Below are 10,595 nucleotides of genomic sequence, written 5' to 3' on the forward strand. Positions count from 1 at the left end.
GGCCATCGAGCCGGGGCTAGCGGATTTTCCATTGGGTGGCTTGGACTACCGCCCTGCTTGGCGACGCCCCCTTCTCTACACTGGCCCATATGACCGCGCACCGAGCTACTGCATTCCTGGCCGCATTCAACGACATAGAACAACACTTGCGCTCGGCTCTCAACGCTGAGAACTCAGATTCCTTTTGGTGGATAGTAGACAAGGCACGAGACAAACACATGCTTTCTGGCAAGCAAGCCGAGGCACTGAAAGATTTTTCTAACCTTCGCAATGCCATTGCCCACGGGCGTTACTACAAATCAGAGCCCATCGCTGAACCGCACGAAGCAGTGGTCAAGCAAATCTCCGCCCTCCGAGACATAGTGGTTTCCCCACCCGACGCACTCCACGTTTTGCAGCCACAAAAGGTATTTACCTTGACATCTGCCACATCAATCATGGAGGCATTTAACGTCATAAAAGATAAGGACTTCTCCCAAATCCCCATCTATGATGAGGGCCGCTTCACCGCTTTGCTCACCACCAACACTATCGCTCGATGGGTAGCCAGAGACCTCAGCGATAATCACGTGCTCGATGCCGCGGACATCGCGGACATTGTGGAATACAAAGAACCCAGTGATCGCGCTATCTTTCTTGCCCGCACAGTAAGCGTGCAGGAAACGGTGGACGCCCTTTCAGAAACCGACAACCAAGGACATCGCCCGTGCGCAGCGGTCATCACGGAACACGGCAAGGTCACTGAGAGGCCCCTGCGCCTCGTTGCACCGGCCGATCTACCGGCACTTTTTGATGCCCTAGAATGGGAATAATTCTCCCGCAGTCGGCTTTCCCGCAGTCGGCACTGCGTCTATCTTTACTCCTATGCACCGCATAGAAAGGCAACCATGCAATTCGGCATCTTCACTATCGGGGATTTAACTACTGACCCCATCTCAGGAAAGACCCCCACTGAGGCTGAGCGCATCCGCAACTTGACGGAGATTGCGTTGAAAGCCGAAGAGGTTGGCCTTGATGTCTTTGCCACCGGCGAACACCACAACCCACCTTTCGTGCCGTCCTCTCCTACAACGCACTTGGCCTATATCGCGGCGCAAACAAAACGCTTGCAGCTATCTACTGCAACCACGCTGATTACTACCAATGACCCTGTAAAGATCGCAGAGGACTATGCATTTTTGCAGCACCTTGCTGACGGCCGCGTAGACCTCATGCTCGGCCGCGGAAATACCGGCCCGGTCTATCCCTGGTTCGGCAAAGACATCCAGCAGGGTATTCCTTTGGCGATTGAGAACTATCACCTGCTGCGCAGGCTGTGGCGCGAGCCCGTCGTTAACTGGCAAGGAAAGTTCCGTGCGGGATTAGAAGGGTTTACCGCTACTCCGGCACCGCTGGATGGAATTCCGCCCTTTGTCTGGCACGGCTCCATTCGTTCACCGCAAATCGCTGAACAAGCCGCATACTACGGCGATGGCTTCTTCCACAACAATATCTTCTGGAATAAGGAACACACCGCCCAGATGGTAGACCTCTACCGCCGTCGCTTTGAAACCTATGGCCATGGTCAAGCGGACCAAGCAATCATCGGACTTGGCGGCCAAGTCTTCATTGGCGAAACCGAACAAGAAGCTAAAGACTTCTTCCGCCCCTACTTCGACAACGCCCCAGTCTACGGCCACGGGCCAAGCCTCGAGGACTTCACGGCGCAGACTCCACTGACCATCGGCACCGTAGAACAAGTAATTGAAAAGACCCTCAGCTTCGCTGACTGGGCCGGTGACTACCAACGCCAGCTATTCCTCATCGATCACGCCGGACTGCCCCAAGAGGTAGTTCTCCAGCAGATAGAAATCCTCGGCACGCAGGTTGTTCCCGAGCTGCGACGCCGCTTTGCGCAGCGCCGCCCGAGCCACGTGCCTTCTGACCCGCCGACGCACGCAAGCTTGCTTTCTGCGCCTCATCCTTCACACCTTCAGGTCAGCCCAGGAAAGGAGAACTAGTTATGCGCTCCCTCCTCGTTATCTCAGCTGGTCTTTCGCAGCCGTCATCCTCTCGCAGGCTGGCGGACATGCTCGCAGAAGCCACCCGCGCCAAAATCTCCGCGCGCGGTGAAGGAGTCCACATCGACGTCATTGAGGTCCGCGATCTCGCTTTCGAACTAGCTACCGCCATGACCGATCAGACTGCGCACACACCGCTTTTGGCTAGAGCCAAGCAGCAAGTTGCCGATGCCGATGGACTCATCGCCGTCACCCCGGTATTCCAAGGCAGCTATTCGGGCCTTTTCAAGATGTTCTTTGACACCTTGCAGCCCCATGCACTTGATAACCTACCCACCATCATTGCAGCTACGGCTGGTTCTTCGCGCCATGCCCTCATTTTGGACTACGCGCTCCGCCCGCTATTTAACCAACTCCACGCCAACATCGTGCCAACTGGCGTATTTCAGGCCACAGAAGACTTAGGCACTCCGGAGGGAGAACGCATCGCCTCCCGGATTGAGCGCTCTGCCATCCAGCTGGCTGACCAGATGGTTGCCCCTCGAGACAGGGTGCCTGGAATTGCCGGTGACCTGACCGGGTTGGGAGGCCGCTCCACCGTTCGGTTGGCAAAGGAGAACTTCATCCCCCTTGACAAGCTCCTTAATGGGTATGACAGCTAAGCCAAAACGCGAGCAGTGCTACGCATAGACGGCGATTGATAGAAGGTGTGACTTTCGCTACCCTGGTCACATAAAATCTGCCTCTACTCTTCGGTTTCGGCTGTGACCGCAATAGCGGCACAGCACATGCGCCCAACAGCTATCCCTTCAGAAAGGTTCGGCACAGCTTAACTATGACAATTAGCGTCACGGACATCTTCTCCATCGGCATTGGCCCTTCTTCCTCGCACACCGTCGGGCCCATGCGCGCGGCTAAGCAATTCCTCGATTCACTAGAGAAACACCCAGCTAAGGTCTATACGGAGTTGCGCGGATCGCTTTCCGCCACCGGCCGTGGCCACGCTTCCGATCGCGCCGTCATCCTTGGGCTCGCCGGCTGGGATCCGCTGAGCGTGCCTATCGACGCCGAACCTCACGCGGGCGGCTTTATCCCTAGCGAGGGAACTATTTCTGGCCCCCGGGGCACGGTGGACTATGAGATCGTCTTTGATAACGAACCGCTGCCCCAGCACCCAAATGGCATGATTTTTAGCGCCTGGGATGACAGCGGCAACCTCCTCGCAGAAAAGGAAGAGTACTTCTCTGTCGGCGGCGGCTTTATCCTCTCCCGCGCCGAGCTCGATGCGGAAGTCGCCGAAAGCCATGAGGTCCCCGCCGGCGTAGCCGCCGCCCAAGTAGATGACTCCGTTCCCTATGAGTTCACCACGGGCGAAGAATTGCTCAACCTCTGCGAGGCTCATGACAAAGCAATTTGGGAGATCGTACTTGCCAACGAGGAAGCCTTGCACCGCGATGAAGGCGGAGCGGAATACGTTCTGCGCCACCTTGATTTAGTCTGGGACATCATGCGTGAATGCGTGACTGAGGGTATTTCCACCAAGGGGCTTCTTCCAGGTGGCCTGCGTGTGGCACGCCGTGCCCCGAAGATGTATGCCCAGTTGCTAGAAAACCAGGACGACACCAGCTGCGGTTTCTCCGCCATGGAGTGGGTAAACCTGTACGCCCTAGCAGTTAATGAGCAAAACGCTGCCGGTGGCCGCGTCATTACTGCACCTACCAACGGCGCATGCGGCATCATTCCAGCAGTACTGCATTATGCGCGCGATTTCCGCGCAGACTTCACCCGTTCCACTGCCCGTCGGTACCTATTGACCGCCGGTGCCATCGGCATGATTATCAAGGAAAACGCGTCCATCTCCGGAGCCGAGGTTGGCTGCCAAGGCGAGGTGGGCTCCGCCTCCGCTATGGCCGCCGCAGGCATGGCAGAGCTGCTGGGAGCAGCCCCGGCGCAGGTGGAAAACGCCGCGGAAATCGCTTTGGAGCATAATTTGGGCCTCACCTGCGACCCAGTGGGCGGATTGGTGCAGATTCCGTGCATCGAGCGCAACGCCATCGGCGCGGTAAAGTCCATCAACGCCGCGCGCATGGCCAAAATGGGAGAGGGCACTCACCACGTCACCTTGGATAATGCGGTACAAACCATGGCTGAAACCGGCCGCGATATGCTCTCCAAGTACAAGGAAACCTCCCTGGGCGGATTGGCCAAGACCATGGGCTTTAGCGTTTCGCAGGTGGAGTGCTAAAAGGGACTCCATGCGCGCAGATGCCCTTCACCGCCGCACCGCCATTATCGCTGCGGCCTGCCAGCTCTTTCGTACCCACGGCGATGATGTTGCTTTGGAAGAAGTGGCTACGCAGGCTGGCGTAAGCGTGGCTACGGTCTACCGCAACTTCCCCAACCGCGCGAGCCTTATCCGCGCGTGCGCGGAATATATGGGTAATGCCTTTGCCAAGTTTCAACAGCGCCTCATCGCGGACTTTGAGGACTCCACCCATTCTGGGCAAGACTACGTCCGGACCTACGCCACTCATATCCTGACCATGGGACTGAACACCCTTATTCCAGCGTTCGTCCCGCAGGATTTGGACTCTCTGAGCCCCGAGCTGAATGCCCAGCGCGATCTCCTAGAGCGCAACGGCCGACGGTTTATTGAGCTGGGCCAAGAGCAAGGCGAGATTGGCCCCGGCGTCACCCACCTCGAATTCATTGTGGGACTGTTGAGCCTGGCACGACCCCGCGAGGTTGATATCGATGCCTACCAGCCGGATATTCAAGAAAAGATCATTGACCTCTTTCTGGCGGGCATAAAAAGTGGGCACCGCGCCTAAGCGCGATGCCCACCGGCTAAAGGAAATTTAGGCCTCGCCGTTCATTTCCCGAGCAAGTACGGACACTAGGTCCGAAACCTTTACGTCGTGCTGCTCATGGGCGGCAAGGTCCTTGAGTGCAACCGTGCCATTTTCTAGCTCCTGCTCGCCCAAGACCAGCGCGAAGCGTGCACCGGCGCGGTCGGCGCCCTTCATCGCGCCCTTCAGGCCACGGTCTCCAAAGGACATATCCGCAGAGATTCCAGCCTTGCGGAGGTCATTGATCAGGGTGGTCATGGTGCGCTTGGCAGCAGTACCCAGTGCAACGCCAAAGACGTCCACGCGGGACTCCACACCATCGAGGGTGATGCCCTCAGCCTCCAGCGCCAGCAGGGCACGGTCGACTCCCAGACCGTAGCCGATACCAGATAGGTCTTGGCCGCCTAACTGAGCCATCAGTCCGTCGTAGCGGCCACCGCCGCCGATGCCGGACTGCGCGCCGAGTCCGTCATGAACGAACTCGAAGCAGGTCTTGGTGTAGTAGTCCAAACCGCGGACCATACGGGGATTAATCTCGTAAGCTACGCCCATATCGTCCAGCATGCCGGTAACGGTTTCGAAGTGCTCGCGGCATTCGTCATTGAGGTGGTCGAGCATCAAGGGGGCGTCGGCAAGCTGCTCTTGGACCTCTGGGCGCTTGTCATCCAGCACGCGCAAAGGATTAATCTCTGCACGGTGGCGGGTCTCTTCATCCAAGTCGAGCTTAAACAGGAATTCCTGCAGCTTCTCGCGGTAAGCTGGGCGGCAGTTGCGATCGCCCAAGCTGGTGAGCTCAAGGCGGAAGCCGCTAAGCCCCAGCGCTCGGAAGGAACGATCCGCCAAAGCGATGACCTCGGCGTCAAGCGCAGGATCGTCCACGCCAATAGCTTCCACACCGACCTGCTGTAGCTGGCGGTAGCGGCCAGCCTGGGGGCGCTCATAGCGGAAGAACGGACCAAAATAGTTGAGCTTCACGGGCAGCTGGCCACGGTCCAGGTTGTGCTCGATGACCGAGCGCATCACGCCGGCGGTACCCTCTGGGCGCAAAGTAACGGAGCGGTCGCCGCGATCCGCAAAGGTGTACATCTCCTTAGACACCACGTCGGTGGACTCGCCTACGCCACGGGCAAAGAGGGCGGTGTCTTCGAAAATGGGCAGCTCAATGTGCTGGAAGCCGGAGAGATGTGCCTGCTCCACCATGGTCTGGCGCACCTTATAGAATGCGGCCGACTGCGGTGGGAAATAGTCTGGGACACCTTTGGGGGCGGACAGGGCTTGGAACTGCTTCTTATTACTCACGGGTATTACAGTACCTCCCTCAATGTAGCGAAGAAGGGATTGGTCGCCCTCTCCTTACGCATTGTGGTGGCAGGCCCGTGGCCGGGAAGAATGTCGAGGTTATCTGGCAGGCTCCATACTGGGCCAGCAAGCGACTTCTGCATGGCTTTTGGGTCCGAGTGAGGTAGGTCGGTGCGCCCAAGGGCCCCGGCGAAAAGCACGTCACCTGTTAGAGCAAAGTCCTCGGAAACAATCATCACGCATCCCGGCGAATGCCCAGGCGCGTGTTTGAGAGCAAAGGTATGACCAAGAAGTTCCAGGGTTTCGCCATCATGGAGCTCGCGAAGGTCATCGATGGGGGTCATATGGGCGGCGTCGAAAAGCTCCTGGGCCTGGGGCGACACTCCTTCGCCGCTATCGAGCATAAACCTGTCAGCAGGGTGGATATAAACAGGGATGTCGAGCTTTTCTGCCAAAGACCCAGCGTCCCGGGTGTGGTCAATATGGCCGTGTGTGAGCACGATTGCCTCATAGTCCAAGTCATGCTCGAGGACTTTTTCCATCGCATCCATGCCGGGATCCACAATGAAGGCGCGGCGGCCTTCCGCAATCACATAAGTATTGGTCTGAAACGGACCGGCAGTAAAACCGAAGATTTCCATACCCACTACCCTAGCTGTCTCCATAAAAAGGAGCCGGCCTCCCCCATCTTCTTGATGAGCAGAGGCCGGCAGCACCGAACGGCTTAACGCAAAATGTCCCACACCTTGTCATAATCAAGCTGGGTAACAACGCCCGGTACCATTTGAGTGTGGATGACCTTGTGGTCTTCATCAGCCACCAGCACGGAGCGGGCAAGCAGGCCTTCCAGGACGGAATCACGCACGGTCACGCCGAACTTCTCACCAAAGTCAGAGCGAAATGCGGAGGCGGCGATGACATCATCAATGCCATCAGCTGCGCAAAAACGCTTGAGAGTAAAAGGCAAATCAAGAGAAACGGAAAGAAGCTTAGTGTTGCCTAGATGCGCCACCTGCTCATGGAAGCGGCGCAGCTGCTCCTGGCAGGCAGGGGTTTCAATAGAGGGCAAGATGGAAATAATAAGGCGCGTGCCCGCAAAAGTCTCATTGGTAATCTGACGCAGGTCGGTACCGATGAGTTCAAATTCGGGCAGCGGATCTCCCACTGCGGGAAGTTCACCAACGGTGGGCGTTGGCGGATCGGTAAAATCTGGTTCAACCACAGGTGCCAGCGTACTTATGATTTGGCCTAAAAGCTATTAACTTGCTCTATTTTCCATGCCAACGCATTCTCAGCTGTAGGGAACCGCTAAACTCGGTCAGGTTGAATCATGCCACCGAAAATCGCTAGAAAGGTTGACTCCCGGTGCCAAATAATCAAAAGCGCGGCGAAGAGGCGCTGAGCAAGCTCGAGCGCGAGCTAAAATCCCGCGAACGCAAGCAAAAGGCACGTCCGCTAGGCGTTGTTGCCGCCTCCCTCGTAGTAATCCTCGCCCTCGTCGGCGGCATCTACTTCTTGTCTACCCGCGAAGGCGACGATGAAAACGTACAGGCTGAGGAATCTTCCGCAGCTGAGACCTCGCAAGAAACGCCACAGGCGCAACCCATCGCTGACAAGCGCGCCAAGGCCCTACCGGATACCGTGACCTGTAAGTATGAGGACAACGGTCAAGAGTCCAACGGCGCGAAGAAGCCGAACGGCAAGGATATTTCCACCAAGGGCACCGTCACCGTTTCCTTTGAGACCAATCAGGGCACCATTGAGATGGAAATGGACCGCGCCAAGGCGCCGTGTACCACCAATGCTATTTCTGAGCTAGCCAAGTCGGGCTACTACGACGACACCGTTTGCCACCGCATGACCTCGGGTGGGCTCAACGTGCTGCAGTGCGGCGACCCAACCGGTTCCGGTTCCGGCGGTCCCGGCTTTAGCTTCGCTGATGAGTACCCCACCGACGAGGTGGAGGAAAAGGACGCACAGAACCCCGTTGTCTACCCGCGCGGCTCCGTCGCCATGGCCAACAGTGGCCCAGACACCAATGGTTCCCAGTTCTTCCTCAACTACGACGATTCTGAACTGGCCCCGAGCTACACCTACTTCGCCACCATCACCGACAAGGGCATGAAGACGATGGATAAGATTGCCAAGAACGGCGTCGAAGGCGGCCAGCCAGATGGCAAGCCGGCCAAGGAAGTCAAGATTAAGAAGGCAACCGTCAAGGCTTAGGCCACAGAAAAGCCCTGCTTGACGACGCCTCCCTTTAACCCCACCGCCCACACCCCCTAACGGGGGCGGGCGCAAAGCCCCGGCCATTCACCACACATTCCGTGGATGAAAGCACCGGGGCTTCTCCTTTCCTTAAATTAAGCTGAGCCCGATTATGGGGGTTAAGCTGCAGAAACACGAGAACACTAAAATCCCCCCAGATCACAAGAGCCACAGTAGTAAACACCCAGAACACAGCGGACTTTCAGCTAGTTCAGCACATAAGCGAAAACCTGCCAATACTGTTGCGGAAGCCTGTCAGCCTGTCTAGTATTTGAAACGTCTTTCAACACACCAAGCTTGTTAGGAATCAAAAATGAAGCTTTTCTCCCGCAAGGCACTCGTTGCTGGCGCAACCGCTCTGTCCATGACCTTCGCTGGCACCACTGTAGCTACCGCTGCTGAGTCGACCACCCAGTCCACTACCGCTAAGCCGACCACCACCAAGCCAGCTGAGCCGGCCGAGCAGGGCTCCTCCCTCAAGGACGCTGATCCAAAGGAGATCCAGGCTTGGATCGGTGTTGTCACCGCTGTTATCGGCGCTCTGGGCACCCTGTTTGCTTTCGCTAACAAGTACCTCGACCTGCCTTTCGGCACCAAGTAAGGTCACCGCTTCATAGCGATTCTTAAGCCGCTGCTTTCCTTAGTGGAAGGCGGCGGCTTTTTCGTGTGCTCTTGGGCAAAGGGAGGGTTAAGTAGCAGAATGTGTGTCCGTTCGGCGTGTCGCGGGCGGGTACACGGTTAGTTACTTCATGGGGCCTTTTCTGATTCCTATCGAGTGTTCGTACTCGGTTGGGATAGCGTTGTCGTAGAAGGCTGGTCGTCCTGTTTCTTGGTCGGCTTTGTTGTGGTCTTCTTCGGCAAGATCGTTGACTTTGGCGAGTTGATCTTGGCCAAAATTGCACTGCCTGGCGATATTTAGCGGATCGTCAGGCAGTTGCTTTTTGGTGTGGAGGTACCACTCGAGCATTTTTCGTTGGCGTTCCCCAGACCTGCCTCGGTGTGCATCGGCGATGCGTTTGAGCTGGGCGTTGATGCCGCCTTCAAGACTGTTTGTCGTTGAAGCCCAGCGTTTAGGATCAAGCGCATTCGGTGGTGGCTGCAGGTAGGTAAACAGCCAATTGTTGCGCGATAGGTGCAGCAGTGAGTTGTAGGCTTTGCGTACCCGCAGGTGAGTCCATTCCCACTGCTTATTGAGTGTTCGGCGCTCTTTTAGCACGGGTGTTTTCTCGTTGAGGAATGTTTTGAATACCTGACCGAAGTCGTGCAGACGCAGCGTCCACTCCCGTGCCTGGTCGAGCGTGGTGACATGGGTTAGTTTCAACGCCAGTGCGTAGATGGCTTTGCCGGCGTCGGTACGCGGACGCGAGGTGGTGTAGCGGCGGATGACGCGTTGCGCATGGACGAGGCAACGCTGGATCATTGCGTTTGGCCAGCAGGCTTTAATCGCGGTGAGTGCGCCTTGTCCGCCGTCGAGGACGACGCAGAGCGGCTCGGCGATTTTGCGAAGTAGCTGCGTGTATGCGCGGACGGTTTCGTGTTTGGTCCAGTGCCATGCAATGACGTGGTCGCGGCTGGCTGCCACAAGCAGGCAACCAGCCGCGGTGTAGGTGCCGTCGATGAAGATCTGATCGTAGACGCGCTGTGGGGCACCGTCGTTGGGGATGTCGATGAGCCAAAACGATTCGAATCGGCGATCAAGTGTCCAACGACTCACCCTTTGTTGCCCGGCGAGTTCAGACAACGTTGCTGTGGAGGTGGCATAGGAGACGAAGGCTTTAAAGTTGCGGGCCTGCGTGCGGTCGGTGCGGGTTCGTGTCGTGGAGCTGCCGCAGTTCGGGTCTTTGCACCGCCACCTGGTTGTACCTTTGGATGTGGTTCCGTTTTTCTTCATTTGCCCAGTACATACCGGGCATCGTGGTCTGTTTCTACTCACCCGGAAAGCACACCAACCCCCGACTAGCACATGGGGGTGCCATTCCGATGGATTGAACACGAAACGGGCGGATATAAGCATCAAGACCTTATATCCGCCCGATTTACCCAGAATGAGCAGCAAGATCGCTGTAACTCAGACACACTTTTTGCTACTTAACCCCAAAGGGTGAACTGCTCCCCATTAGTTGGACTGAGAAATCAGTTACCTACTAGTGGGGAGCAGTTGTATGCATACACGTAGTTC

11 protein-coding genes are annotated in these 10,595 nt (G+C 57.0%); 7 read left to right on the forward strand and 4 right to left on the reverse strand.

Translation table 11 applies throughout. From position 1 onward, the window contains the following. Positions 1 to 89 precede the first annotated feature (89 nt). The 5 genes from QP915_RS10945 (at position 90) to QP915_RS10965 (ending at position 4,831) form a co-directional block, all read left to right on the forward strand. Positions 90 to 812, forward strand: a complete 723-nt coding sequence (locus QP915_RS10945) for a CBS domain-containing protein (RefSeq protein WP_284769347.1) — start codon at positions 90 to 92, stop codon at positions 810 to 812. A 75-nt stretch (positions 813 to 887) separates the two neighbouring features. Continuing rightward, the gene (locus QP915_RS10950; RefSeq protein WP_284769348.1) at positions 888 to 2,000 is read left to right on the forward strand and encodes an LLM class flavin-dependent oxidoreductase; all 1,113 of its coding nucleotides are present in this window, start codon (positions 888 to 890) and stop codon (positions 1,998 to 2,000) included. Positions 2,001 to 2,002: 2 nt separating this feature from the next. Further along, positions 2,003 to 2,662 (forward strand): FMN reductase, encoded by a 660-nt coding sequence (locus QP915_RS10955; protein ID WP_284769349.1) that lies wholly within the window; start codon positions 2,003 to 2,005, stop codon positions 2,660 to 2,662. 173 nt (positions 2,663 to 2,835) lie between these two features. Beyond that, positions 2,836 to 4,245: an L-serine ammonia-lyase gene (locus tag QP915_RS10960; protein ID WP_284769350.1), complete on the forward strand. Its 1,410-nt coding sequence runs from the start codon at positions 2,836 to 2,838 to the stop codon at positions 4,243 to 4,245. Between the two features lie 10 nt (positions 4,246 to 4,255). Continuing rightward, on the forward strand, positions 4,256 to 4,831 hold the full coding sequence (locus QP915_RS10965) for a TetR/AcrR family transcriptional regulator (protein ID WP_284769351.1): 576 nt from the start codon (positions 4,256 to 4,258) through the stop codon (positions 4,829 to 4,831). 27 nt (positions 4,832 to 4,858) lie between these two features. Here the strand turns inward: QP915_RS10965 and hisS are convergent, their stop codons facing one another. The 3 genes from hisS to tpx all read right to left on the reverse strand — a co-directional run bounded on the left by hisS (position 4,859) and on the right by tpx (position 7,370). After that, the gene (hisS, locus tag QP915_RS10970; RefSeq protein WP_284769352.1) at positions 4,859 to 6,148 is read right to left on the reverse strand and encodes a histidine--tRNA ligase; all 1,290 of its coding nucleotides are present in this window, start codon (positions 6,146 to 6,148) and stop codon (positions 4,859 to 4,861) included. Between the two features lie 5 nt (positions 6,149 to 6,153). Further along, on the reverse strand, positions 6,154 to 6,789 hold the full coding sequence (locus tag QP915_RS10975) for an MBL fold metallo-hydrolase (RefSeq protein ID WP_284769357.1): 636 nt from the start codon (positions 6,787 to 6,789) through the stop codon (positions 6,154 to 6,156). Positions 6,790 to 6,872: 83 nt separating this feature from the next. Beyond that, on the reverse strand, positions 6,873 to 7,370 hold the full coding sequence (gene tpx, locus QP915_RS10980; RefSeq protein WP_239277628.1) for a thiol peroxidase: 498 nt from the start codon (positions 7,368 to 7,370) through the stop codon (positions 6,873 to 6,875). A gap of 143 nt (positions 7,371 to 7,513) precedes the next feature. On the opposite strand from tpx, the gene QP915_RS10985 reads away from it, so the two are divergent. Both QP915_RS10985 and QP915_RS10990 read left to right on the forward strand, forming a co-directional pair. Next, complete coding sequence (locus QP915_RS10985; protein ID WP_284769353.1) at positions 7,514 to 8,374, forward strand: peptidylprolyl isomerase; 861 nt, start codon at positions 7,514 to 7,516, stop codon at positions 8,372 to 8,374. A gap of 355 nt (positions 8,375 to 8,729) precedes the next feature. Continuing rightward, entirely contained in the window at positions 8,730 to 9,017 is a 288-nt protein-coding gene (locus QP915_RS10990; protein ID WP_284769354.1) for a hypothetical protein, read from the forward strand. 141 nt (positions 9,018 to 9,158) lie between these two features. Here QP915_RS10990 and QP915_RS10995 read toward each other — a convergent pair whose 3' ends face one another. After that, on the reverse strand, positions 9,159 to 10,349 hold the full coding sequence (locus QP915_RS10995) for an IS1249 family transposase (protein ID WP_284769358.1): 1,191 nt from the start codon (positions 10,347 to 10,349) through the stop codon (positions 9,159 to 9,161). Positions 10,350 to 10,595: the final 246 nt, after the last annotated feature.

The organism is Corynebacterium sp. MSK158 (assembly GCF_030229085.1).
GTDB lineage: Bacteria > Actinomycetota > Actinomycetes > Mycobacteriales > Mycobacteriaceae > Corynebacterium.

Coding starts and splice junctions, on each gene's coding strand:
- QP915_RS10945 (WP_284769347.1), top strand. CDS start 90: ATGACCGCGCACCGAGCTACTGCATTCCTGGCCGCATTCAACGACATA.
- QP915_RS10950 (WP_284769348.1), top strand. CDS start 888: ATGCAATTCGGCATCTTCACTATCGGGGATTTAACTACTGACCCCATC.
- QP915_RS10955 (WP_284769349.1), top strand. CDS start 2,003: ATGCGCTCCCTCCTCGTTATCTCAGCTGGTCTTTCGCAGCCGTCATCC.
- QP915_RS10960 (WP_284769350.1), top strand. CDS start 2,836: ATGACAATTAGCGTCACGGACATCTTCTCCATCGGCATTGGCCCTTCT.
- QP915_RS10965 (WP_284769351.1), top strand. CDS start 4,256: ATGCGCGCAGATGCCCTTCACCGCCGCACCGCCATTATCGCTGCGGCC.
- QP915_RS10975 (WP_284769357.1), bottom strand. CDS start 6,789: ATGGAAATCTTCGGTTTTACTGCCGGTCCGTTTCAGACCAATACTTAT.
- QP915_RS10990 (WP_284769354.1), top strand. CDS start 8,730: ATGAAGCTTTTCTCCCGCAAGGCACTCGTTGCTGGCGCAACCGCTCTG.